The organism is Rouxiella aceris (assembly GCF_012933545.1).
In the GTDB taxonomy this organism is placed as follows: domain Bacteria; phylum Pseudomonadota; class Gammaproteobacteria; order Enterobacterales; family Enterobacteriaceae; genus Rouxiella; species Rouxiella aceris.
Map to the genome: position 1 here is coordinate 25303 of NZ_JAADJU010000005.1, position 24033 is coordinate 49335.

The 24033-nt window shown below is 53.4% G+C and carries 19 protein-coding genes; 14 read left to right on the forward strand and 5 right to left on the reverse strand.

Annotated elements, in window-relative coordinates:
• Positions 1 to 4: 4 nt before the first annotated feature.
• The 13 genes from nuoM (at position 5) to GW590_RS10415 (ending at position 14837) form a co-directional block, all read left to right on the forward strand.
• Positions 5 to 1534: an NADH-quinone oxidoreductase subunit M gene (nuoM, locus tag GW590_RS10355; protein ID WP_169402980.1), complete on the forward strand. Its 1530-nt coding sequence runs from the start codon at positions 5 to 7 to the stop codon at positions 1532 to 1534.
• A 6-nt stretch (positions 1535 to 1540) separates the two neighbouring features.
• A complete protein-coding gene (nuoN, locus tag GW590_RS10360) occupies positions 1541 to 2998 on the forward strand; it encodes an NADH-quinone oxidoreductase subunit NuoN (RefSeq protein WP_169402981.1) in 1458 nt (485 codons plus the stop codon).
• 188 nt (positions 2999 to 3186) lie between these two features.
• Entirely contained in the window at positions 3187 to 3714 is a 528-nt protein-coding gene (locus GW590_RS10365; protein WP_169402982.1) for a DUF1097 domain-containing protein, read from the forward strand.
• 115 nt (positions 3715 to 3829) lie between these two features.
• Positions 3830 to 4138, forward strand: a complete 309-nt coding sequence (elaB, locus tag GW590_RS10370) for a stress response protein ElaB (RefSeq protein WP_169402983.1) — start codon at positions 3830 to 3832, stop codon at positions 4136 to 4138.
• Positions 4139 to 4370: 232 nt separating this feature from the next.
• Positions 4371 to 5726, forward strand: a complete 1356-nt coding sequence (gene menF / locus GW590_RS10375; protein WP_169402984.1) for an isochorismate synthase MenF — start codon at positions 4371 to 4373, stop codon at positions 5724 to 5726.
• 15 nt (positions 5727 to 5741) lie between these two features.
• Positions 5742 to 7415 carry a 2-succinyl-5-enolpyruvyl-6-hydroxy-3-cyclohexene-1-carboxylic-acid synthase gene (menD, locus tag GW590_RS10380; protein WP_169402985.1) on the forward strand — a complete coding sequence of 558 codons (1674 nt, stop codon included), beginning with the start codon at positions 5742 to 5744 and terminating at the stop codon, positions 7413 to 7415.
• The gene (gene menH / locus GW590_RS10385) at positions 7412 to 8179 is read left to right on the forward strand and encodes a 2-succinyl-6-hydroxy-2,4-cyclohexadiene-1-carboxylate synthase (protein ID WP_169402986.1); all 768 of its coding nucleotides are present in this window, start codon (positions 7412 to 7414) and stop codon (positions 8177 to 8179) included. Before menD ends, menH begins: the two co-directional genes overlap by 4 nt.
• A 22-nt stretch (positions 8180 to 8201) precedes the next feature.
• Positions 8202 to 9059 carry a 1,4-dihydroxy-2-naphthoyl-CoA synthase gene (menB, locus tag GW590_RS10390; protein WP_169402987.1) on the forward strand — a complete coding sequence of 286 codons (858 nt, stop codon included), beginning with the start codon at positions 8202 to 8204 and terminating at the stop codon, positions 9057 to 9059.
• Complete coding sequence (gene menC, locus GW590_RS10395) at positions 9059 to 10030, forward strand: o-succinylbenzoate synthase (protein WP_169402988.1); 972 nt, start codon at positions 9059 to 9061, stop codon at positions 10028 to 10030. Before menB ends, menC begins: the two co-directional genes overlap by 1 nt.
• On the forward strand, positions 10018 to 11412 hold the full coding sequence (menE, locus tag GW590_RS10400) for an o-succinylbenzoate--CoA ligase (protein ID WP_169402989.1): 1395 nt from the start codon (positions 10018 to 10020) through the stop codon (positions 11410 to 11412). Before menC ends, menE begins: the two co-directional genes overlap by 13 nt.
• A gap of 122 nt (positions 11413 to 11534) precedes the next feature.
• Positions 11535 to 12854 carry an MFS transporter gene (gene tcuC / locus GW590_RS10405; RefSeq protein WP_169402990.1) on the forward strand — a complete coding sequence of 440 codons (1320 nt, stop codon included), beginning with the start codon at positions 11535 to 11537 and terminating at the stop codon, positions 12852 to 12854.
• Between the two features lie 209 nt (positions 12855 to 13063).
• The gene (locus GW590_RS10410; protein WP_169402991.1) at positions 13064 to 13609 is read left to right on the forward strand and encodes a YfaZ family outer membrane protein; all 546 of its coding nucleotides are present in this window, start codon (positions 13064 to 13066) and stop codon (positions 13607 to 13609) included.
• A gap of 31 nt (positions 13610 to 13640) precedes the next feature.
• Positions 13641 to 14837: a nicotinamide mononucleotide deamidase-related protein YfaY gene (locus GW590_RS10415; protein WP_169402992.1), complete on the forward strand. Its 1197-nt coding sequence runs from the start codon at positions 13641 to 13643 to the stop codon at positions 14835 to 14837.
• Here GW590_RS10415 and GW590_RS10420 read toward each other — a convergent pair.
• From GW590_RS10420 to ubiG, 5 genes are all read right to left on the reverse strand, one after another.
• The gene (locus tag GW590_RS10420) at positions 14815 to 15189 is read right to left on the reverse strand and encodes a hypothetical protein (RefSeq protein WP_169402993.1); all 375 of its coding nucleotides are present in this window, start codon (positions 15187 to 15189) and stop codon (positions 14815 to 14817) included. The genes GW590_RS10415 and GW590_RS10420 overlap by 23 nt on opposite strands.
• An 806-nt stretch (positions 15190 to 15995) precedes the next feature.
• Positions 15996 to 16256, reverse strand: coding sequence for a class I ribonucleotide reductase maintenance protein YfaE (gene yfaE, locus GW590_RS10425; RefSeq protein WP_169402994.1), 261 nt, complete (start codon positions 16254 to 16256; stop codon positions 15996 to 15998).
• Between the two features lie 3 nt (positions 16257 to 16259).
• Positions 16260 to 17390: a class Ia ribonucleoside-diphosphate reductase subunit beta gene (gene nrdB, locus GW590_RS10430; RefSeq protein WP_169402995.1), complete on the reverse strand. Its 1131-nt coding sequence runs from the start codon at positions 17388 to 17390 to the stop codon at positions 16260 to 16262.
• A 149-nt stretch (positions 17391 to 17539) separates the two neighbouring features.
• Positions 17540 to 19819 (reverse strand): class 1a ribonucleoside-diphosphate reductase subunit alpha, encoded by a 2280-nt coding sequence (gene nrdA, locus GW590_RS10435; protein ID WP_169402996.1) that lies wholly within the window; start codon positions 19817 to 19819, stop codon positions 17540 to 17542.
• A gap of 471 nt (positions 19820 to 20290) precedes the next feature.
• Positions 20291 to 21049, reverse strand: coding sequence for a bifunctional 2-polyprenyl-6-hydroxyphenol methylase/3-demethylubiquinol 3-O-methyltransferase UbiG (gene ubiG, locus GW590_RS10440; protein ID WP_169402997.1), 759 nt, complete (start codon positions 21047 to 21049; stop codon positions 20291 to 20293).
• Between the two features lie 290 nt (positions 21050 to 21339).
• On the opposite strand from ubiG, the gene gyrA reads away from it, so the two are divergent.
• Positions 21340 to 23988 carry a DNA topoisomerase (ATP-hydrolyzing) subunit A gene (gene gyrA / locus GW590_RS10445; protein ID WP_169402998.1) on the forward strand — a complete coding sequence of 883 codons (2649 nt, stop codon included), beginning with the start codon at positions 21340 to 21342 and terminating at the stop codon, positions 23986 to 23988.
• Positions 23989 to 24033: the final 45 nt, after the last annotated feature.

Here is a 24033-nt window from a genome sequence, read left to right on the forward strand (position 1 = left end):
CGCCATGCTATTACCTTGGCTAATTCTTATCCCCTTTATCGGCGGACTGCTGTGTTGGCAGGCTGAGCGCTTCGGAACCAAAGCTCCACGCTGGATAGCTCTGATTTCGATGGGGTTGACCTTTGCTCTATCCCTGCAGCTGTGGCTGCAGGGTGGCTATACATTAACCACACCATCGGGTATTCCCCAATGGCAGTCCGAGTTTTCCGTGCCGTGGATCCCGCGTTTTGGTATCGACTTCCATTTGGCACTGGACGGACTTTCACTGCTGATGGTGGTATTGACCGGCCTGCTCGGCGTGCTGGCCATTCTCTGTTCATGGCGTGAAATCCAGAAGTATCAGGGTTTCTTCCACCTGAACCTGCTGTGGATCCTCGGCGGTGTGATTGGGGTGTTCCTGGCTATCGACTTGTTCCTGTTTTTCTTCTTCTGGGAAATGATGTTGGTGCCGATGTACTTCCTGATTGCACTTTGGGGTCATAAAGCGTCAGACGGCAAAACCCGTATCAGCGCAGCGACCAAATTCTTTATCTACACCCAGTCCAGTGGTCTGGTGATGTTGATTGCGATTCTGGGGCTGGTCTTTGTGCACTACAACGCCAGCGGCGTGTGGACGTTCAGCTATGAGCAATTGCTGAAAACGCCGATGTCGCATAACGTTGAATACCTGCTGATGCTCGGCTTCTTTATCGCCTTTGCGGTAAAAATGCCGGTGGTTCCGCTGCATGGCTGGTTGCCGGATGCCCACAGTCAGGCACCGACCGCAGGTTCTGTCGACCTGGCGGGGATTTTGCTGAAAACCGCGGCCTACGGCATGCTGCGCTTTAGCCTGCCGCTGTTCCCTAATGCCTCCCATGAATTTGCGCCTATCGCCATGTGGCTGGGGGTAATTGGTATTTTCTACGGTGCCTGGATGGCATTTACGCAGACCGATATCAAACGCCTGATTGCTTACACCAGCGTGTCACATATGGGCTTTGTGCTGATTGCCATCTTTACCGGCAGCCAGCTGGCGTATCAGGGGGCGGTGATCCAGATGATTGCCCACGGCTTGTCCGCTGCCGGCATGTTCATTATCTGTGGTCAGCTGTATGAACGTCTGCATACCCGTGATATGCGTCTGATGGGCGGCCTGTGGGGACGCATCAAGTATTTGCCTGCGCTCTCGCTGTTCTTTGCCGTCGCCACCCTGGGTATGCCGGGTACCGGTAACTTTGTCGGTGAATTCATGATCCTGTTTGGCAGTTTCCCTGTCGTACCAGTGATTATTGTGATTTCGACATTCGGGCTGGTGTTTGCGTCGGTGTATTCGCTGGCGATGGTGCAGCGTGCATTCTACGGTGCACCCAAGTCGGACCAGCCTTTGCAGGGGATGACGGCGCGTGAGTTGTCGATCATTCTGTTGCTGGTGGTGTTGCTGGTGTTACTGGGTGTTTTCCCGCAGCCTATCCTTGATACCTCAAGCGCAGCGATGAGCAATATTCAGCACTGGTTCGGGTCATCAGTTTCATCAATTTCAACGACAAGGCCGTAATTCGCCATGACATTTACTCCTCAAAATCTGATCGCACTGTTACCGCTGTTGATCGTTGGATTGACGGTGGTAGTGGTGATGCTGTCCGTAGCGTGGCGACGCGACCATTTCCTGAATGCCACACTGACAGTCATTGGCCTCAACCTGGCACTGCTTTCGCTCTATTTTGTCGGGCATGCCGGGCCACAGGATGTGACCCCTTTACTGCGCGTTGACGGCTACTCAATGTTCTACATTGGGTTGGTGTTACTGGCGAGCCTGGCGACCAGCACTTTTGCCTATCCGTGGCTGGCGGGTTATCCCGATAACCGCGAAGAGTTCTATCTGCTGGTATTGATTGCCGCCATGGGGGGCATTTTGCTGGCCTGTGCCAACCATCTGGCTGCCATGTTCCTCGGGATTGAATTAATCTCGCTGCCATTGTTTGGTCTGGTGGGTTACGCCTATCGGCAAAAACGTTCGCTGGAAGCCAGTATCAAATACATGCTGCTGTCGGCGGCGGCCTCGTCCTTCCTGCTGTTTGGTATGGCGCTGCTGTATGCCCAGTCAGGGGATCTCTCCTTTAGCGGCCTGGGTAAAAACCTGAGCGACGCCATGTTGCATCAGCCATTGTTGCTGGCTGGCCTGGGGATGATGATTGTCGGTCTCGGCTTTAAGCTGTCACTGGTTCCTTTCCATCTGTGGACGCCAGACGTCTATCAGGGCGCCCCGGCACCGGTATCAACCTTTCTGGCCACCGCCAGCAAGATTGCTATCTTCGCCGTGGTGATGCGCTTGTTCCTCTATGCGCCGGTAGCTGACAGTGAAGCAATCCGCGTAGTGCTTGGTATCATTGCCTTCTGTTCGATCCTGGTCGGTAACCTGATGGCCCTCAGCCAGCGTAATATCAAACGCCTGCTGGGTTATTCCTCCATCTCGCACCTGGGTTACCTGCTGGTTGCGCTGATTGCCGTTCAGACTCATCAGTTGTCGATGGAAACCGTGGGGGTTTATCTCGCCGGTTATCTGTTTAGCAGCCTGGGAGCCTTTGGTGTGGTCAGCCTGATGTCCAGCCCGTATAGCGGTCCTGACGCCGAGTCGCTGTTCTCTTACCGTGGACTGTTCTGGCATAAACCGATCCTGTCGGCGGTGATGACTGTGATGATGCTGTCACTGGCCGGTATTCCCATGACCCTGGGCTTTATCGGCAAGTTCTATGTTATTGCGACCGGTGTAACCGCCCATTTGTGGTGGCTGACCGGTGCCGTAGTGGTGGGCAGTGCCATAGGTCTTTACTACTATCTGCGCGTGACCGTCAGTTTGTTCCTGCACGCTCCTGAGACGCTGCAACGTGATACGCCAAACAACTGGGCGTTGACCGCCGGTGGTGTGGTGGTGCTGATTTCGGCAATTTTGGTACTGGTGCTGGGCATCTTCCCACAACCGCTGATTTCGCTGGTGCAGCTGGCACAACCGCTGTTCTAATCGACGTAATGAGTAAGTAATAAGCCGCGCCTCGGTTGAGGTGCGGTTTTTTTTTCGCTATCAAAGGGGGATTTGGATTAAATAAAGTTTATTTCATTAATATTTTGATTATAAACATTTCATTTTATTACATGCCGAGTAAACTTCATGCTTTAGATTCGCTTATTACGACTGGGGTCCGCACAGGAATGAATGCTTTACTGATGATTGCTTTCACGACCGGTATTCTTTCCGGAGTATGGGGATGGTTGGCTATCACCTTTGGCCTGATTGGCTGGGCCGGATTCCTGGGTTATGCCATTTGCTTTTCCTCTCCCATCAGTGGATTGCGTGGGTTATCGATCACCGCCTTAACCTGTTGCACCGGGGTATTCTGGGCAGAGGTTATCTTGCTGGGCAACGCATTAACCCCAGGCTGGAGTTTTATGGGCTACCTGTTGACCGGCGCGGTGGCTTTTCTGATGTGTATCCAATCGTTATATCAGTGGCTGGCCTTTATCCCGGGGACCTTTATTGGGGCCGGGGCAACCTTTGCTGCGCAGGGTAACTGGCAACTGGTGCTGCTTTCCCTGTTGCTGGGACTGTTATTTGGCTATGCCATGAAGATAAGTGGCTTATGGCTGATGCAAAAACATCAGCTGCGCAACCTGCTGCGCGAGCAGAGTAAAGCCATCGAAATTGCCCGCACTACGCATTCTCGGTCAGAAGGTTCTTAAAAGCCGGTTATCAGGGCAGTCAGCCGCCATTCATTCAGCACAGCCTCGGAATATAAGCTAGGGTTAACACTACCGGGTGATATAACTCGCTGAATCACAAGATATGGAGAACAGAATGGCTAACCAATTTGAACCACAGCAAACCACCCTCGATGACGATCTTAAAATGCTCAGTGAAACGCTCGAGGAAGTGCTTAAATCTTCTGGTGACAAGGCTGATGAAAAGTACATCGAAATCAAACAGCGTGCCGAACAGGCGCTCAGTGACGTTCAGTCTCGCTTGAGTTCGAGTGCCGAATCCTATTGCGCCAAGGCGCGCAACGTTGCCCAACAGGCCGATACCTACGTGCGTGATAATCCATGGCACGGTGTTGGCGTGGGTGCTACCGTCGGCCTGATCCTCGGTCTGCTTTTACGTCGGTAAACACCGGCGATCTTTTTGCCTAAGTAGTTTGTTTATTTGACAAAAAAGAGGTGTACAGAGACAACCCTGGTTGTCTCTGTATTGTTAAAAGTGCTTTCTCTGATACCGTCTTAATCCCGCTTGATCTGCCGCATATTTTATAATTTTTCTACCAAGCATAATTCCACAATAGCTGTTTAACCTATTTATTGATCCAGCAGGGTATTTTTCTGGTGGTGAGGAAGAGTATTCCGTGGTGGAAAAACAGGTAGCGATTTTACTTCAGCAAATCAGCGAGTTGCTTACGCAAGATATCCCCGATTCTGCGGGTTATCGGCAGTTTTCTATTGAGCTTGATCAGCCGGGCGACGCTTCACCTGTGGCCTGGTTAGCGGCTCAGACATGCTATCCCCAATTTTACTGGCAGGATCGCGACGGTCAGCAAGAAGTGGCGGTATGCGGCGATGCCTACGCCTTTTCAACTTTGCTGGCTGCGCAGATGTTTATCCACGAATATGCCGAATTCCCCGAGATCAGTATCTGGGGTCTGAACGCCTTTACCTATCAAAAACAGGCGCAGAAGGCGATCCTGTTTCCTGAAAATGCCCTGTTTCTGCCCCGTATTGAAGTGCGCCTTAAACAGGGGCGTTGCCGCGTTATTGTCAATATTTTCAGTCCCTTTTCGCTACGCCAGGAGGTAGTACGCACACTGGCATTTATTCGTGCGTTAGCGACCCCGGCTGCGCCTTCTGCGGTTGCCAGCCGTGTACTCTCCTGCGAGCATTTGCCCGAGCAAGATCAATGGCGGCAGCAGGTGGTGCAGGCACTGAGTGCAATTGACGAGGGCAGCTTGCAAAAGGTGGTACTGGCGCGCAAAAGTACCCTGCATCTGGATATGCCTCTCGAGCCGATGGCGCTGGTGGCCGCCAGTAAAGCCGTGAATCATCATTGTTATCACTTTATGATGGCCTTTAGCCCCAGCGAGTCTTTTTTGGGGGCCAGCCCGGAACGTCTGTTTTTACGCCAGGGACAACGTTTGAGTACCGAAGCGCTGGCAGGAACAGTTGTCAGCGGCGAGAATGCGCGTATTGTCAATGACGGTGCCCAGTGGTTGATGAATGACGGAAAAAATCAGCACGAGAATCTGCTGGTGGTAGATGATATCTGCCAACGTTTGCAGGGAGCGGTCGACGAGCTTGATGTAAAACCGGCACAGGTTATGCAACTGCGTAACGTGCAGCATATCCAGCGAAAAATTAGCGCCAATCTGCTTAGCGGTGATGATGCGGACTGCCTGCAACGATTACAGCCGACGGCCGCCGTGGCCGGTTTGCCTCGCCATCTTGCCCAGGTGTTTATCAAGCACCACGAGCCTTTTAATCGTCAGTGGTATGCGGGTTCTGCCGGCTACCTCAGTCTCAGGCAAAGTGAGTTTTGTGTGGCGTTACGTTCGGCGAGGATCCTCGCTGACCGACTGGAGCTGTTTGCTGGTGCCGGTATTGTGGCCGGTTCTGACCCCGATCAGGAGTGGCAAGAGTTAGAGAATAAGGCGGCTGGTTTGCGAACCTTGTTGAGTGGGCAAGTTACGCCCGTTGTTTCACAAGAATAAGAGGTAAGTCAGGCGATGTCGGTGAATACTTTTAACCATCGTTGGGCCAGCGTGATCCTTGAGGCCCTGACGAGGCACGGCGTGCGCCATATTTGCATTGCCCCGGGTTCACGTTCAACGCCGCTGACGCTGGCTGCAGCCGCTAATGCAAAGTTTATTTGCCATACCCATTTTGATGAACGCGGTCTCGGCCATTTGGCGCTGGGTCTGGCCAAGGGCAGCGGTGAGCGCGTCGCCGTAATTGTTACCTCGGGAACGGCAGCTGCCAACCTCTATCCGGCGGTGATCGAGTCCGGGCTGACCGGCGAACGGCTGATTATGCTGACTGCCGACCGCCCGCAGGAGATGATCGACTGTGGTGCCAATCAGGCGATTACCCAGCCGGGACTGTTTGCCAGTCATGTAACACAATCCCTTAATCTTCCCCGACCAACCCCGGCGATTGAAGCCCGTTGGCTGGTCTCGGCGGTAGATAATGCGGTGGCTCTGCAGTTACAGGGCACGGTACATATTAACTGTCCCTTTGCTGAACCGCTTTATGGCGAATGGGATAACGAAGAACAGGCGTGGTCCGAGGCCTTGGGCGACTGGTGGCAGGAAAGCCAGCCCTGGCTTCAGCAGCCGCAGTCGCGCTTTTCGGAAAGTCAGCGGGACTGGAATCAATGGAGCCAGAAGCGCGGCGTGGTGGTCTGTGGCCGTCTTTCGGCCGCAGAAGGGCAGCAGGTTGCCCAGTGGGCGGCGATCCTCGGCTGGCCGCTGATTGCCGACGCGCAGTCGCAAACCGGTCAACCATTGGCCTATGCCGATCTCTGGCTCGGCAACCCCAAAGCACAGGCGATATTACAGCGGAGCGAACTGGTGATTCAGTTTGGCAGCCATCTGACCAGCAAACGGCTGTTGCAGTGGCAGAACGCTTGCCGCCCGCAAGAGTACTGGCTGATTGAAGACCGCCCTGGACGCCTGGATCCGGCACAGCACCGTGGTCGGCGTATTGCCACTGCGGTCGGCGAATGGCTCAGGCAACACCCTGCCTTGCCCGGTAAGCCATGGGCGCAACTATTGACCGAGCTGTCATCCGCCGCCCATACCTGCATTGAACAGCGACTGGCCAACGAGTTTGGCGAAGCCCAGGTCGCCAGCCGCATGTCGGCATTACTGCCTCCCCATGGTCAGCTTTTTTTAGGTAACAGCCTGGTGGTGCGGCTGGTGGATGCCTTTGCTCAACTGCCCATCGGCTACCCGGTGTTTGCCAATCGTGGTGCCAGCGGCATTGATGGGCTGATTTCCACTGCTGCGGGGGTAGAGCGCGCCACCTGCAAACCTACGCTAATCCTGCTTGGCGACCTCTCCGCACTCTATGATCTCAACTCGCTGGCGCTGCTGCGTCAAAGTTCTGCTCCGGTGGTCATTCTGGTCGTTAATAATAATGGCGGGCAAATTTTCTCACTGTTACCGACGCCGATAGCCGAGCGTGAGCGTTTCTACTGCATGCCGCAGCAGGTGGATTTCAGTCATGCCGCCGCGATGTTTGGCTTGCACTATCGCCAGCCGCAGGACTGGGCGTCACTGTATCAACAGGTTACCCAGGCCTGGCAGCACGGCGGCGTCACGCTGGTGGAGTTAAAGGTCGCAGAAACCGCTGGGGCCGAAGCACTGAGACAATTGGTTCAGCAAGTCGGGGCATTATGAAGCTGGCTTGCCAACGTATTGAGCAGGGCACAGAGGATCCGCAACGGCCCTGGCTGGTACTTATCCACGGCTTTTTAGGCAGTGGCGACGACTGGCAGCCTCTGTTGCCTTATCTTCATGGCTGGCGCTGTCTGCTGGTGGATCTGCCTGGGCATGGTGCCTCGGCATCGGTGACCGCCGCAGGCTTTGCCGACGTCAGCCAGCACCTTAGTGACACCTTGCGCACGCAAAATATCGACCGCTATTGGCTGGTGGGTTATTCCCTTGGCGGGCGTATCAGCCTTTATCATGCCTGCTTTGGCGAAACCCCTGGCTTGCAAGGCTTGCTGGTGGAAGGTGGACATCCCGGTCTGCAATCTGTGGAAGCGCGTCAGGCACGGCAGTATCATGACGCTTGCTGGAGTGACAAACTGCGCCAGTTGCCGCTGCCAAGTTTTTTGCAACTGTGGTATCAGCAACCGATTTTTGCCTCGCTGTCTGCTGCCGAACGTCAGCAGCTTGTTGCGCTGCGTATGCATAATCGGCCGGAGAGTCTGGGGGCCATCTATAACGCCACGTCGTTGGCGGTGCAGGCGGATTTTCGCCCCAGACTGCGTGAATTGACACTGCCCTATGCCTGGCTCTGTGGTAGCCAGGATCACAAGTTCCAGTCGTTGGCCGCAGAAAGCCAACTGCCCATTTTTAGCGTAGCCGATGCCGGTCATAATGCTCATCGGGCGCAGCCCGCTGCGTTTGCCCGCCAGCTACTCGATTTTATTGCTTAACCCAGTCCGCAGGAGACGATGGATGAGACAGTTCGACGAACAACAGTTTTATGTGCCGATAGACTGGCAAGATTGCAGTGCTGATTTTGAGGATATTCGTTATCACAAGTCAGCTGAAGGCATCGCGAAAATCACCATCAATCGCCCGCAGGTGCGTAATGCGTTTCGTCCCTTAACGGTGAAGGAGATGATCCGCGCCATGGAAGATGCGCGCTATGATGACAGTATTGGCGTCATTATCCTGACCGGTGAGGGTGATAAAGCCTTTTGTTCGGGCGGCGATCAGAAAGTGCGCGGTGATTACGGCGGCTATCAGGATGACAGCGGCGTTCACCATCTGAATGTGCTCGATTTTCAGCGCCAAATCCGCACCTGCCCCAAACCTGTGGTGGCTATGGTGGCCGGTTATGCCATCGGCGGTGGCCATGTGCTGCATATGATGTGTGATTTAACGCTGGCTGCCGATAATGCCATCTTTGGTCAGACCGGACCCAAGGTCGGCTCCTTTGACGGCGGATGGGGCTCGTCCTATATGGCGCGCATTGTCGGGCAGAAAAAAGCCCGTGAAATCTGGTTCCTGTGCCGTCAGTACGATGCCCAGGCCGCGCTGGATATGGGACTGGTTAATACCGTGGTGCCGCTGGCCGATCTGGAAAAAGAGACCATTCGCTGGTGTCGTGAAATACTGCAAAACAGCCCGATGGCTTTACGCTGTCTGAAAGCTGCGCTGAACGCTGACTGTGACGGTCAGGCCGGATTGCAGGAACTGGCCGGTAATGCCACCATGCTGTTCTATATGACCGAAGAAGGTCAGGAAGGGCGCAACGCATTTAATGAAAAACGCCAGCCTGATTTCAGTAAATTTAAACGGAATCCCTGATGCGCCGAGCTAAAGTCTATCGTTATTGCCTGCCGATGGAGGCTGGCGTGGTATTGCGTAATCAACGCCTGAAAACCCGTGACGGTTTACTGATTGAACTCAGTGAGGGCGACAGGCAAGGGTGGGGCGAAGTCGCGCCGCTGCCCGGCTTTAGTTTTGAATCTCTGGAGCAGGCGCAACAGGCACTGCTGCCATGGCTCGATGAGTGGCAGCGGGGGGAAAATATCCCCGAAAGCCGTCTGCCCTCTGTTGCCTTTGGTGTCAGCTGTGCTTTGGCCGAAATCGCCGGTACCCTGCCTGAGGCCGGGGATCAGCGCTGCGCAGTATTGTGCCATGGCGATCCCGATGAAATACTCATGCAGTTACATCAGCAGCCCGGCGAGAAATTGGGCAAAATTAAAGTCGGCCTGTATGAAGCAGTACGTGATGGCTTAAACGTTAGCCTGTTGCTGGAATCGATCCCGGAACTGACCCTGCGTCTGGATGCCAATCGCAGCTGGAGCTGTAGCAAGGCGGCGGCCTTTGCCAGTTATCTGACCCCGGAACAGCGTGCCCGCATCCGCTTTATCGAGGAGCCGTGCAACACCCGTCAGCATTCGCTGGAGTTTGCCGAAGCGAGCGGTATTGCCATTGCCTGGGATGAGAGCACCCGTGAAGCCGGTTTTGTCGCGCAGGCGCAGCCGGGAGTGGTCGCCATTGTGATCAAACCGACGCTGATCGGCAGTATTCAGGAGTGTCAGCAGCGGGTACTTGAAGCGCAACGGGAAGGTCTGCAGGTGGTATTTAGCTCCAGTATCGAGTCGAGTCTTGGCCTGACGCAATTGGCTCGTCTTTCGGCCTGGTTGTCCCCGGAATCGATTCCAGGGCTGGATACGCTGGATCTGATGTCGGCCCAGTTGGTGCGTCCCTGGGCAGGCAGCCATTTACCATTAATTGACGCAGAAAAGCTGGAAGTGATATGGCAGCGTTAAATGACTGGCCCTGGCATTATTGGCGGCAGCGCGCGCCGGATGACCTGGCGCTGCGCATTGACGACACCCGCCTGAGTTGGGCTCAGTTGGCGGAGCTTATCGACCAAAAGTCCGCCGAGTTTGTACGTATGGGCGTCCATGCCGGTGATGGCGTGATGCTGCGCGGCAAAAACAGTTTTCGCCTGCTGCTCTCCTATCTCGGCTTGCTGCAAATTGCTGCGCGCTGTTTGCCGCTTAATCCCCAGTTGCCTGCCGCTCTGCTGCAACAACTGCTGCCACGCCTGGATATTAGCCATAAAATTGATTTAACCGAAGACGTCGCCGCGGTGGAGGAAAAACCGGGCGTCAGTATTTCCCATCCATGGCCATCGTGCCATCGTCACTGGCAGTTTGCTGCCTGGCAGCCGTCAAGAGCGGCAACCCTGACGCTGACCTCTGGCTCCAGTGGTCTGCCGAAGGCCGCTGTTCACCCGCTGGCTGCCCACTTGGCCAGCGCTGAAGGGGTGCTGGCATTACTGCCCTTTAGTCGGCAAGATAGCTGGCTACTCTCTTTACCGCTGTATCATGTTTCAGGTCAGGGCATCGTCTGGCGCTGGTTATTTGCCGGGGCAACCCTGGTATTGGGGGAGGAACAACCCCTGGCTCAGGCGCTGCAGGGATGCAGTCATGCTTCGTTGGTACCGACCCAGTTATGGCGTTTGCTGGAACAGCAACAGCTTCCGTCGAGCCTGCACGATGTGTTGCTGGGGGGCGCGGAGATCCCGTTGGCGCTGACCGAGCGGGCAGAGCAGGCGGGCGTTCGCTGCTGGTGTGGCTATGGTCTGACTGAGCTGGCCTCCACCGTTTGTGCTAAACGCGCCGATGGTCGTCCTGGTGTCGGTCAGCCGCTGCCCGGGCGCGAAGTGCGCATTGTTGATGAAGAGATCCTGGTGCGTGCTGATTCACTGGCGCTTGGTTACTGGTGGAGCGACGGTATTTTGCCGCTTACAGACGTCGATGGCTGGTTTCATACTCGCGACCGTGGCCGCTGGCAGCAGGGGGAACTTTGTGTAGCAGGTCGACTGGATAATCTGTTTTTCAGCGGCGGTGAGGGGATCCAGCCTGAGGACGTCGAGCGTATATTGCTGGGGCATGCGCAAATTAATCTGGTGTTTATTGTGCCCATTGATGATGCTCAGTACGGGCAGCGGCCGGTAGCAGTGATTGACAGTGAGGGCGTGGTGTCGCTTCAGACATTACTGGCTTGGGTCGAAGATAAGTTAATTAACTTTCAACGCCCGGTGGCGGTGTTGCAGTTGCCGGAACAGTTAAAAAACGGTGGTATCAAAATCTCGCGCCGCGAAGTACAACAGTGGGCCGAGCAACAACTGCGTCTGCAATAGCTTGGTTTACATTGTGTTACCCTAAAATAAAATGTCTGACGGCTAAAATGTGCACAACATCACATTGGAAAATTGCAAACAATTGTTAACTGACTGATAACAAAAAATCAGGAGTTAACATTATGTCAGCTATTCAAGGCACTTCGGGTGCTAACAGGCAGGGTACAGCCGCCAATATCTTTCGTGTTGCCAGCGGCAACTTCTTAGAAATGTATGACTTTATGGTGTTTGGCTATTACGCCAGCGCCATTGCCCACACTTTTTTCCCCGAAAGTAATCCTTTTGCTTCCCTGATGCTGACGCTGATGACCTTTGGTGCCGGTTTTTTAATGCGTCCGCTGGGTGCCATGGTTCTCGGTGCCTATATTGATCATCATGGCCGCCGCAAAGGGTTGTTGATCACCCTCGGGCTGATGGCGATCGGTACCTTGACCATTGCCTGTGTGCCCGGTTATCACAGCATTGGCGTGATGGCACCGATACTGATCCTGCTGGGTCGTTTACTGCAAGGTTTTTCCGCGGGTGTTGAACTGGGTGGGGTATCGGTCTATTTATCGGAGATTGCGCCCAAGGGTAAAAAAGGTTTTTACGTCAGTTGGCAGTCGGCCAGTCAACAGGTTGCGGTGGTGTTTGCCGCGCTGCTGGGGGTGCTGCTTAATCATCTGTTGGGCAACGAGATGATGAGCGAATGGGGTTGGCGCATTCCCTTTGTTATTGGCTGCCTGATTGTGCCCTTTCTGTTTTGGATCCGCCGCATGATGGAAGAGACCGATGACTTCCAGCGTCGCCGCCACCATCCGGCAATGGGCGAAATTGCCCGTTCGGTGGCCAGCAACTGGCCCATTGTGCTGGTGGGCATGCTGATGGTGGTGACCACCACCGTCTCTTTTTACATGATCACCGCATTTACTCCGACCTTTGGCAAAACCGTGCTGCTACTCTCTGAACAACAGAGTTTTGTGGTCACGCTCTGTGTGGGGTTGTCCAATCTGATCTGGTTACCCATTATGGGGGCGGTATCGGACAAAGTAGGGCGTCGTCCGCTGTTGCTGATCTTTAGTACGCTGATCTTGTTGACCTCTTATCCGACACTGAATTGGCTGGTCGGCTCGCCGAGCTTTGCCCGTCTGTTGGAGGTCGAGCTTTGGCTCTCTTTTTTGTATGCCAGTTATAATGCCGCGATGGTGGTAGCCTTGACGGAAGTGATGCCTGCCGAGGTCCGCGCCACCGGATTTTCCATGGCCTACAGTCTGGCAACCGCCATTTTTGGTGGTTTTACTCCCGCCATCTCAAGTTATCTGATCCATATCACCGGCAATAAGGCGATGCCGGGCGTATGGCTCTCCTTTTCGGCTGTCTGTGGCCTGGTGGCCATTGTGCTGTTGCCGTGGATCAGGCGTCAGCGTGCCTACCAGCAGAGCATGATGAAAACCGCAGAATAGCTAAACTCTCCCCATCCGCCTTTGTTGACTGAGTATCGCCGGGACAACAGGCTGGGTGGGGTTTCGCATCGCCGTCATCTGCCCATCACTCACGCCTGTCACAATGAAAATCAATTTTCCCCTTTGCTGCTGATTACTCCGCTATAAAATTGCTTTAGACTGCTTAACAGAGACACCCCCTATAGTTTTATGATTATTCAGGACAAAAGATGAAAAAGTATCTGGTTGCTTGCTCCACCGCTGCACTGATGATGACCACCCTTTCTGCCCATGCCATTGGCGTGAACGCGGAAATTGGTCAACACTACACCAATCTTGGTTTTGGTATGGGCACGACGACATCGGGTCTGGCGCTGACCGGTAGCTGGGCGCACAGTGATAACGATGGCGACGTTGCCGGGTTGGGTCTGGGATACAACATCCCACTGGGACCCTTTATGGCCACCGTCGGTGGTAAAGCGCTGTACACCAGCCCGAAAAATGGCAGTGATGGCTATGCCGTGCCTCTCGGTGGCGGGCTGCAATTGCCGCTGGGTCGTTATGTCAGCTTGTATGGTGAAGGCTATTACGCCCCCGATTCCCTTTCCAGCGGCATTAACAATTACAAAGAAGCCAACGCCGGTATTCGCATTACGCCAATCCGCCTAATCAGCGTTGATGTCGGTTATCGCTATCAGGCGCTGGAAGGTAAAGACAGCAATCGCGATAACACTATTGCCGATGGTGTTTATGTCGGTGGTGCCGTCAATTTCTAGCCTGATCTTTAGTTAAAGGAAGGAGAAAACCATGCTTAGGGTTGAGATGCTGAGTACCGGCGAGGAAGTGCTGCACGGACAAATCGTCGATTCGAATGCTGCCTGGCTGGCCAGTTACCTGTTTGATCAGGGGTTGCCGATGACCAGCCGTCAGACTGTGGGTGATAGTCTGGAGGATTTGGTGACGGTGATGACTGAACGCAGCCATATTGCCGATGTCCTGATCGTCAACGGCGGTCTGGGACCGACCAGCGACGATCTCAGTGCGTTGGCGGTGGCCACTGCCTGCGGTGTCGAATTGATTGAAGATGCCGGCTGGATCGCCACCATGGAGGCATTTTTTGCCGAGCGTGGCAAACCGATGGCTGCATCCAACCGTAAGCAGGCGCAAATTCCTGCCAATGCCGAGATCCTCGATAATCCGGTGGGCACCGCCTGCGGTTTTACCCTCAAGTTCAACCGTTGCCAGTTGTTCTTTACCCCTGGCGTACCTTCTGAATTTAAAGTGATGGTAGAACAGCAGATCGTTCCCCGTTTGCATCGCGCCCATCCTGGGCTGGAAGCGCCGCTTTGCCTGCGTTTGACCACCTTTGGTCGTTCTGAAAGCGATTTGGCGACGCAGCTTGAGGGGCTGCCGCTGTCGGAAGGGGTGGTGATGGGCTATCGTTCTTCTTCGCCGATTATCGAGTTAAAGCTGACCGGGCCACGTAGCCAGCAAGCCTTGATGCATCAGGCCTGGGAACGGGTTCGCGAAGTGGCGGGCGAGAGCACGATTTTTGAAGGTTTTGGTGGTTTACCGGCACGGCTGGCGGAGCGGTTATTGCAGCAAAATCTGCATTTGGCGATCGGTGAATATTTCACCGGTGGTTTGCTTAACTGGCGTTTGCAAAATGCCGGTGTCCCTTTGGTCGGCGGCGAGTTGCTGGCGGCGAATACCCAGGACAATTCGCTGTCGGCGCAGTTGGCTCGGGCGCAAATGCTGGCCGAGCGCACCGGTGCGCAGTTGGCGTTGGTGACCGGTGGTCTGGACGAAGATCGTCTCAGTCTTGCTTTGCACACGCCGGCAGGCACCCGTGGGATGACTATCCAGTACACGGTAAGTCGACACAGTCATGAGCTGCGCCAGGAGACGATCGCGATGGTGGCAATGGATATGTTGCGGCGCTATTTGAATGTCTGGCCGGTGGTGGCGGATTATCCGTGGCTTACGGTATTGGAAAAAATATAGATTTTGGCTTAAATGGCAATTTTTCTTTTTTAAAGTCAACTTCAAGGTCAACTTCAACTTCTAGGTCAACTTCAAGGTCAAGGTCAAGGTCAAGGTCAAGGTCAAGGTCAAGGTCAAGGGCATTCGCTACGCTCACTGGGCGGCGGCCCAGACCGCCCAAAGGAGGCGAAGGCGCGCCTCCTTTGGAATCCTGCGCCTTGTCCAAATTGATAAGTGTCGTGCCCTCGGTTCGAGTTCTTTCCAGTGACTTCTGCGTGTGGCCTAAACCACGCCGCTGCGCGGTCCCTTCACTCGGTCGCGAGCCAAAAGCGTCTCGCTCCACGTCGTTCAGCGTAGGTTTTGAATCGGCCAAGCGGCATTTACTGAAAAACCGGCAACATTGAAGGTCAACTGCAAAAGGCAAAAAGGCAAAAAGACAAAAAGTTTGCGGCTGAAACGGCACGGCGTATATAGCTTACTGGCACATTCAGAGACGGCGCCGCGCGAAGAGGAGGGAGACGTTTTTGGCTCCCGACCGAGCAAGGGGACTGCGCAGCAGCGCGGCTCGTGCCACGCTGGGAGTGACTGAAACATAGCCGGTAATAGGCAGCAGACGTATCAAAGACACCAAAAGGCCAAGGATTGTTAAGGAGCGGGCCAGCGCTCCTTAACTCGGTTCGGCACAGTGGGTTAAGTTGCCATTGCAATGATAAAACCGAAACAGCTCCTCGGAGTTAATTGACTTTAAGCCATAAATTGCCATTTAAGCCCAAACTGAAACAATTCTGCTAAAGCCAATGGCCTTTAAAACCAAAATTGCCATTTAAGACATGCTGACTGGCACATTCAGAGACGGCGCCGCGCGAAGCGGAGGGAGACGTTTTTGGCTCCCGACCGAGCAAGGGGACTGCGGAGCAGCGCGGCTCGTGCCACACACGGAGTGACTGAAACATAGCCGGTAATAGGCAGCAGACGCATCAACAACACCAAAAGGCCCAGGATTGTTAAGGAGCGGGCCAGCGCTCCTTAACTCGGTTCGGCACAGCGGGTTAAGCTGCCACCGCTATTATAAAACCGAAACAGCTCCTCGGAGTTAATTGACTTTAAGCCATAAATTGCCATTTAAGTAGAAAATTGACTTTAAAATCAAGAAATTGCCATTTAAACCCAAACTGAGTTTTAGAGCGCCAACTCTATATCCCCCACCGGCAAACAACAACATGGCAAAATATCGCCATCCTGAATAAACGCCAACGGCTGCTGCCGATAGGCGACTTTCCCTTTTACCAGCCGCATACGGCAAGAACCGCAAAAGCCTTCACGACACTGATATTCAACCGCCACTTGGTGCTGTTCAAACACTTCCAGCAGATTGGCATGCTCGCCCTGGCAGACGAGTTGTTGACCGCTGTTTTGCAAGCTGATGGTAGACCGACTCATAAATTAAAACTCAAAGTCACTCAGATCGTCAGCGTTCATTTCTGAATCGATTTGACCGACCAGATAGGAACTGACTTCCACTTCCTGCGGCGCAACCTGCACATTGTCTGACACCAGCCAGGCATTGATCCACGGAATGGGGTTGGTACGGGTCTGGAACGGTGCGCTCAAACCCACCGCCTGCATGCGGATATTGGTGATGTATTCGATATATTGGCAAAGAATATCTTTGTTGAGACCAATCATCGAACCGTCGCGGAACAGATATTCGGCCCACTCTTTTTCCTGCTGTGCCGCCAGCACAAACAGGTCATAACACTCCTGCTCGCACTCTTTGGCAATCTCGGCCATTTCCGGATCGTCACTGCCGGAACGCAGCAGATTCAGCGCATGCTGAGTGCCGGTCAGATGCAGCGCTTCATCGCGGGCAATCAGTTTGATGATTTTCGCATTACCTTCCATCAGCTCACGTTCGGCAAAGGCAAAGGAACAGGCAAAGCTGACATAGAAACGTACCGCTTCCAGCGCATTAACGCTCATCAGACACAGATAGAGCTTTTTCTTCAGCTCATGCATGTCCACGACAATGGTTTTGCCATTGACCTGATGAGTGCCGACCCCGAGCAGATGATAGTAGCTGGTCATCTCAATCAGCGAGTCGTAATAACCGGAGATATCCTTGGCACGCTTGAGGATCTCTTCATTGGTGACGATATCGTCAAAAACCAACGCCGGATCGTTAACGATATTACGAATGATATGAGTGTATGAGCGTGAATGAATGGTTTCAGAAAACGCCCAGGTCTCTACCCAGGTTTCCAGTTCAGGAATGGAGATCAGCGGCAACAGGGCTACATTGGGGCTGCGACCCTGAATGGAATCAAGCAGCGTCTGGTATTTCAGATTACTGAGAAAAATATGCTTTTCATGTTCTGGCAAGCCCTGAAAGTCGATGCGATCGCGGGCCACGTCGACCTCTTCCGGACGCCAGAAGAAGGAGAGTTGTTTCTCAATCAGCTTTTCGAATATTTCGTGTTTTTGTTGGTCAAAACGCGCCACGTTGACGCACTGGCCAAAGAACATTGGCTCCAGCAACTGGTCGTTTTTGTGTTGTGAAAAGGTGGTATATGCCATAACTTCCTCGAAGCAGACCTTGGCCGATATCTTTTAAGCCGCAGCGGCGTGGGCTTTGGTATCCCGGTCACCGAAGGCTTTCAGTGACCGGGGTTTATGGGTTTGCGCCTTGCTGCAACCTAAAATCTACCGGATATAAGTAAAATGAATTAAATCTTGCAGGCACCGCTTTCGCAGTCGTCGACTTCTGCCTTCATATCTTCCTGAACATCGTCCGCACCGTCGCGGGTGTTCTGATAATACAGCGTTTTTACACCGTACTTATAGGCGGTAAGCAGATCTTTGAGCAACTGTTTCATCGGCACTTTGCTATTGGCAAAACGTGACGGATCATAGTTAGTGTTGGAAGAGATCGCCTGATCGACAAATTTCTGCATCACACCCACCAGGTGCAGGTAGCCATCATTGTTTGGCATTTCCCACAGCAGTTCGTACTTATCTTTCAGACGTTCGTACTCCGGCACTACCTGACGCAGAATGCCGTCTTTCGAGGCCTTGATACTGACGTGACCGCGCGGTGGCTCAATGCCGTTGGTGGCGTTGGAAATCTGCGAAGAGGTTTCTGACGGCATTAGGGCTGACAGCGTGGAGTTACGCAGACCAAATTCCTGGATACTGCTGCGCAGCGTTTCCCAATCATAGTGCAGTGGTTCATCGCACAGCGAATCAAGTTCCTTTTTATAGGTATCGATCGGCAAAATGCCCTGCGAATAAGTGGTTTCTTTAAACCATGGGCAGGCACCCTGTTCGCGCGCCAGTTCATTGGAGGCTTTCAACAGATAATATTGAATAGCTTCAAAAGTACGGTGGGTCAGGTTATTGGCACTGCCGTCACTGTAACGCACGCCGTTCTTCGCCAGATAATAGGCATAGTTGATAACACCAATGCCCAGGGTGCGACGTCCCATGGCACCGCGTTTGGCAGCGAGGATCGGGTAGTCCTGATAATCGAGCAGGGCGTCCAGGGCGCGCACGGCCAGGGTCGCCAGCTCTTGCAGATCGTCAAGGCTGTCGATGGCACCGAGGTTAAAGGCCGACAGTGTACAAAGCGCGATCTCGCCTTCTTCATCGTTAACGTCGTTCAGCGGCTTGGTTGGCAGGGCAATTTCCAGACACAGGTTGGACTGACGCACCGGAGCAATAGCCGGATCAAACGGGCTATGGGTGTTGCAGTGGTCAACGTGCTGAATATAGATACGCCCCGTCGACGCGCGCTCCTGCATCATCAGCGAGAACAGCTCAACCGCTTTGACTTTCTGTTTGCGAATATTGTCATCTTGCTCGTATTGCTCATACAGACGTTCAAACTCGTCCTGATCGGCAAAGAAGGCGTCGTACAGGCCAGGGACATCCGACGGGCTGAACAGTGTGATATCGCCGCCTTTGACCAGACGCTGGTACATCAGCTTGTTGATCTGCACGCCATAGTCCATATGACGTACGCGGTTGCCTTCCACGCCGCGGTTGTTTTTCAATACCAGCAGGCTTTCGACTTCCAGATGCCACATCGGGTAGAACAACGTCGCTGCGCCGCCGCGTACGCCACCCTGCGAACAGGATTTGACCGCGGTCTGGAAATGCTTGTAGAACGGAATGCAGCCGGTATGGAAGGCTTCACCGCCGCGAATTGGGCTACCCAGCGCACGGATGCGACCGGCATTGATACCAATCCCGGCACGCTGCGAAACGTATTTGACAATGGCGCTGGAGGTAGCGTTAATCGAATCCAGACTGTCGCCACATTCGATCAGTACGCAAGAGCTGAACTGACGGGTCGGGGTGCGGACACCGGACATAATGGGCGTCGGCAGCGAAATTTTAAAGGTCGAGACGGCGTCATAGAAACGCTTGATGTAATCGAGGCGCGTTTCGCGGCTGTAGCCGGAGAACAGGCAGGCCGCCACCAGAATGTACAGGAACTGGGCACTTTCATAGATTTGGCCGCTGACGCGGTTCTGCACCAGGTACTTGCCTTCCAGCTGCTTGACCGCCGCGTAGGAGAAGTTCATATCACGCCAGTGATCGATAAAACTGTCCATCTGCTCGAACTCTTCACGGGTGTAGTCTTCCAGCAGATGTTTGTCATATTTGCCCAGCTCGACCATTTTACTGACCTGGTCAAACAGCTTCGGCGGCTCGAACTGGCCGTAAGCTTTTTTACGCAGATGGAAGATAGCCAGGCGCGCGGCGAGGTATTGATAATCCGGGGCGTCTTTGGAGATTAGATCGGCGGCAGCTTTAATAATGGTTTCATGGATATCAGCGGTTTTGATCCCATCATAAAACTGGATATGGGAGCGCAATTCTACTTGGGAAACTGATACGTTTTGAAGACCTTCCGCTGCCCAGTCGATGACTCGGTGAATTTTATCAAGATTGATGCGTTCTTTACGGCCATCACGTTTAGTAACAAGCAGACTCTGATTCATACGGGGTTATGCCTTAAAAGTTTATAAACAGACAAACGACAACACCATGTCATGCATAAAGCGCACTGACAAAGTGTAGTGTCTGGTTAGGATATAAACACAATATATTGTGGGTTTGTGATTTCTTAGTGACAAGATAGTGTTGCCGCGCCGGATTTGCAAGGGATGAAAACGGCCGCTTTTGTGGATAAGTTGGGGAGAAAATGGTTTCCTGCGCCTACAGTGCCCATGGTGACAGGCTGTCAATATCTGCGATACGATTTTCTTATTTTTTAGAAAAAATGATCGACTGCCGTTTTATTAAACGTTAGAGAAAATCGCTATATTGATCTGGATTACTATTCTAAAAAAATAGCCTTTGGCTGCGGACGGCAGCAAGGCATTAAAAACCCGGTTGTTATACCTCGTTTCGGCCAGCGATCTCGTTATCTTCACTGGCCGAAGCGCTAACAGGGGAGATTCGGCAGTGAGTTACTGACCGTCGCTATCCTGTGATTGGGTGTGCAGCATATAGTTAACATCGACATTGGCTGCCAGCTTAAAGCGATCGGCCAGTGGATTGTAGTGCAGGCCAATAATATGGCGTTCCACCAGGCTGGTTCCTTCGAGCCAGGAGATCAGTTCGGCAGGCTTGATAAACTTTTTGATATCATGTGTCCCCTTGGGTACCATTTTTAATACATATTCTGCGCCAAACACCGCCATCAGCCAGGCTTTGTTATTGCGGTTGATGGTGGAGAAGAACACATGACCCCCCGGTTTCACCAGGCGCGCACAGGCGGCAACCACCGACGCAGGGTCCGGCACATGTTCAAGCATCTCCATGCAGGTCACCACGTCATATTGTTGCGGGTGAGCTTCGGCGTGGGCTTCCACGGTTTCCTGCACATAGTTGACCTTGACGCCACTTTCCAGCGCATGCAGTCGCGCCACTTCAAGAGGCTCGGTACCCATATCCAGACCGGTAACGGTGGCGCCGGCCACAGCCATACTTTCACTGAGAATACCGCCACCGCAGCCGACATCCAGGACATTTTTGTCAAACAGTCCGTCGGCGCGCTCGAGAATATAGTTCAGACGCAGCGGGTTGATACGGTGCAGCGGTTTGAACTCCCCTTCAAGATCCCACCAGCGTGAGGCCACGGCCTCAAACTTGGCGATTTCACTGTGATCTACGTTTTGCGATTCTTGATGAGCAGTGGTGGTGTGACGAGTCGATGTGGTTGTCATGGGGCTGATAAACTCCTTATACCTGATGAAAGGATTATACATATTCTCTGCGCGGAGAGTCAGCTTTGTCTTTTGGCTGATATTTAGACAACCGCTGGCTGACGATTGCGCAAGTTGCGCAACGGATTGAAACAGGCCGCATAATAGTAAACATAGTGGTGCGGTTGTTTCCCACGAATCCCCGCTATGTGGTATAGTTTTACACCTTTGCCTATCTAGACTGTGACCTGCTACTGCGGGATACGGTCTAGGCAGCGGCCATGAATAATCAGTAGAGGGATAGCAGCTCCATGAGCGACCTTGCCAGAGAAATCACACCGATAAACATCGAAGAAGAGCTGAAAAACTCTTATTTGGATTACGCCATGTCCGTTATTGTCGGACGTGCGCTGCCAGATGTGCGCGATGGTTTAAAACCGGTGCACCGCCGCGTACTTTACGCAATGAACGTTCTGGGTAATGACTGGAACAAAGCCTACAAGAAATCGGCCCGTGTGGTCGGTGACGTTATCGGTAAATATCACCCACACGGTGATACCGCTGTTTATGACACTATCGTTCGTATGGCGCAGCCTTTTTCCCTGCGCTACATGTTGGTGGACGGCCAGGGTAACTTCGGTTCCGTCGACGGCGACTCCGCGGCAGCCATGCGTTATACCGAAATTCGCATGTCAAAAATTGCCCACGAACTGTTGGCCGACCTGGAAAAAGATACCGTCGACTTTGTGCCGAACTACGATGGCACCGAACAGATCCCTGCGGTTATGCCAACCCGTATTCCCAACCTGTTGGTGAATGGGTCTTCCGGTATTGCCGTCGGTATGGCGACCAATATTCCGCCACATAACCTCACCGAGGTTATCAACGGTTGTCTGGCGTATATCGAAGACGAAGACATCAGCATTGAAGGGCTGATGGAACACATTCCGGGGCCTGACTTCCCGACTGCCGCTATTATCAATGGCCGTCGCGGTATTGAAGAAGCTTATCGCACCGGTCGCGGCAAAATCCTTATCCGTGCCCGTGCCGAAGTAGAAGCCGATGCCAAAACGGGTCGCGAAACCATTATTGTTCACGAGATCCCGTATCAGGTGAACAAGGCGCGGTTGATTGAAAAAATCGCCGAGCTGGTGAAAGAAAAACGTCTTGAAGGCATCAGCGCACTGCGTGATGAATCCGATAAAGACGGTATGCGTATCGTGATTGAAATCAAACGCGATGCGGTTGGCGAAGTGGTGCTCAATAACCTTTACTCGCTGACTCAACTGCAGACCTCTTTTGGTATCAATATGGTGGCCCTGCATCGCGGGCAGCCAAAAATTCTCGGTCTGAAAGAGATCCTGTCGGCCTTTGTTCGTCACCGCCGCGAAGTGGTGACCCGCCGTACCATTTTCGAACTGCGCAAAGCCCGTGACCGTGCCCATATCCTGGAAGCCCTGGCCATAGCCCTGGCCAATATCGATCCGATTATCGAACTGATCCGTGCGGCATCCACGCCGGCAGAAGCGAAAGCCGGCCTGATTGCCCGTTCATGGGATCTGGGTAATGTTTCAGCGATGCTGGCCAGCGCCGGCGATGATGCTGCACGTCCGGAATGGCTGGAAAAACAGTTTGGTATTCACGACGGCCAGTACTTTTTGACCGAACAGCAGGCACAGGCAATTCTGGATCTGCGTTTGCAAAAACTGACCGGCCTTGAGCATGAAAAACTGCTGGAAGAGTATAAAGAACTGCTGACGCAAATTGCTGAACTGTTGTTTATTCTCGAAAACCCACATCGTCTGATGGAAGTTATTCGTGAAGAACTCGAAGCGATCCGCGATCAGTATAACGATCCGCGTCGTACCGAAATCACCGCCAATACTTCTGATATCAATATCGAAGATTTGATTAATCAGGAAGATGTTGTGGTGACCTTGTCGCATCAGGGCTACGTCAAGTACCAGCCGCTGACCGACTATGAAGCCCAGCGTCGTGGTGGTAAAGGCAAGTCGGCAGCGCGCATTAAAGAAGAAGACTTTATTGACCGTCTGCTGGTGGCCAATACCCATGACACCATCCTGATGTTCTCAAGCCGCGGCCGCTTGTACTGGATGAAGGTCTATCAGTTGCCAGAAGCCAGTCGTGGTGCTCGCGGGCGTCCGATTGTCAATCTGCTGCCGCTGGAGCCGAACGAACGTATCACCGCCATTCTGCCGGTGCGCGAATACGAAGAAGGTCGCCATGTGTTTATGGCCACGGCCAGCGGTACGGTGAAGAAAACCGCGCTGACCGATTTCAGTCGTCCGCGCAGTGCCGGTATTATCGCCATTAACCTCAACGAGGGTGATGAGCTGATTGGCGTCGATCTGACCGACGGTAATGATGAAGTTATGCTGTTCTCTGCGGCCGGTAAAGTGGTGCGCTTTGGTGAGCAAGCGGTGCGTTCTATGGGCCGTACTGCTACCGGTGTACGCGGTATCCGTCTGGGTGAAAGCGATCGTGTTGTCTCGCTGATTATTCCACGTGGCGAAGGCTGTATTCTGACGGTTACCGAGAACGGCTTTGGTAAACGTACCGAGTCCAGCGAGTACCCAACCAAATCCCGTGCGACGCAAGGCGTGATCTCCATTAAGGTCAGCGAGCGTAATGGTCCGGTTGTTGGTGCTATCCAGGTGGATAATGCCGACCAGATCATGATGATCACCGATGCCGGTACCCTGGTACGTACACGTGTTTCTGAAGTCAGTACCGTTGGCCGTAACACCCAGGGTGTGACGCTGATCCGTACTGCCGACAATGAGCACGTCGTCGGCCTGCAACGCGTAGCGGAACCGGTTGAAGATGAAGAGCTTGATGGTGTGGCCACCGTTGAAGGTGAACTGGAAGCCGCACAAGAGAGCGAAGCACCTGAAGATATCGATGCTGAAGACGAAGAACAACCGGGCGAAGACGAATAAGTCCTTTGCCGGATGATGGCAAAGTCGTCTTGATCCTCTAAAATG

What these genes read in the sequence shown, in the direction of transcription:
- yfaE (WP_169402994.1), bottom strand. Translation starts at nt 16,256, where the DNA reads ATGAGTCGGTCTACCATCAGCTTGCAAAACAGCGGTCAACAACTCGTC.
- elaB (WP_169402983.1), top strand. Translation starts at nt 3,830, where the DNA reads ATGGCTAACCAATTTGAACCACAGCAAACCACCCTCGATGACGATCTT.
- menC (WP_169402988.1), top strand. Translation starts at nt 9,059, where the DNA reads ATGCGCCGAGCTAAAGTCTATCGTTATTGCCTGCCGATGGAGGCTGGC.
- GW590_RS10415 (WP_169402992.1), top strand. Translation starts at nt 13,641, where the DNA reads ATGCTTAGGGTTGAGATGCTGAGTACCGGCGAGGAAGTGCTGCACGGA.
- GW590_RS10365 (WP_169402982.1), top strand. Translation starts at nt 3,187, where the DNA reads ATGAATGCTTTACTGATGATTGCTTTCACGACCGGTATTCTTTCCGGA.
- menD (WP_169402985.1), top strand. Translation starts at nt 5,742, where the DNA reads ATGTCGGTGAATACTTTTAACCATCGTTGGGCCAGCGTGATCCTTGAG.
- GW590_RS10410 (WP_169402991.1), top strand. Translation starts at nt 13,064, where the DNA reads ATGAAAAAGTATCTGGTTGCTTGCTCCACCGCTGCACTGATGATGACC.
- gyrA (WP_169402998.1), top strand. Translation starts at nt 21,340, where the DNA reads ATGAGCGACCTTGCCAGAGAAATCACACCGATAAACATCGAAGAAGAG.
- menH (WP_169402986.1), top strand. Translation starts at nt 7,412, where the DNA reads ATGAAGCTGGCTTGCCAACGTATTGAGCAGGGCACAGAGGATCCGCAA.
- tcuC (WP_169402990.1), top strand. Translation starts at nt 11,535, where the DNA reads ATGTCAGCTATTCAAGGCACTTCGGGTGCTAACAGGCAGGGTACAGCC.
- nrdA (WP_169402996.1), bottom strand. Translation starts at nt 19,819, where the DNA reads ATGAATCAGAGTCTGCTTGTTACTAAACGTGATGGCCGTAAAGAACGC.
- nuoM (WP_169402980.1), top strand. Translation starts at nt 5, where the DNA reads ATGCTATTACCTTGGCTAATTCTTATCCCCTTTATCGGCGGACTGCTG.
- menB (WP_169402987.1), top strand. Translation starts at nt 8,202, where the DNA reads ATGAGACAGTTCGACGAACAACAGTTTTATGTGCCGATAGACTGGCAA.
- menE (WP_169402989.1), top strand. Translation starts at nt 10,018, where the DNA reads ATGGCAGCGTTAAATGACTGGCCCTGGCATTATTGGCGGCAGCGCGCG.
- ubiG (WP_169402997.1), bottom strand. Translation starts at nt 21,049, where the DNA reads ATGACAACCACATCGACTCGTCACACCACCACTGCTCATCAAGAATCG.
- nrdB (WP_169402995.1), bottom strand. Translation starts at nt 17,390, where the DNA reads ATGGCATATACCACCTTTTCACAACACAAAAACGACCAGTTGCTGGAG.
- nuoN (WP_169402981.1), top strand. Translation starts at nt 1,541, where the DNA reads ATGACATTTACTCCTCAAAATCTGATCGCACTGTTACCGCTGTTGATC.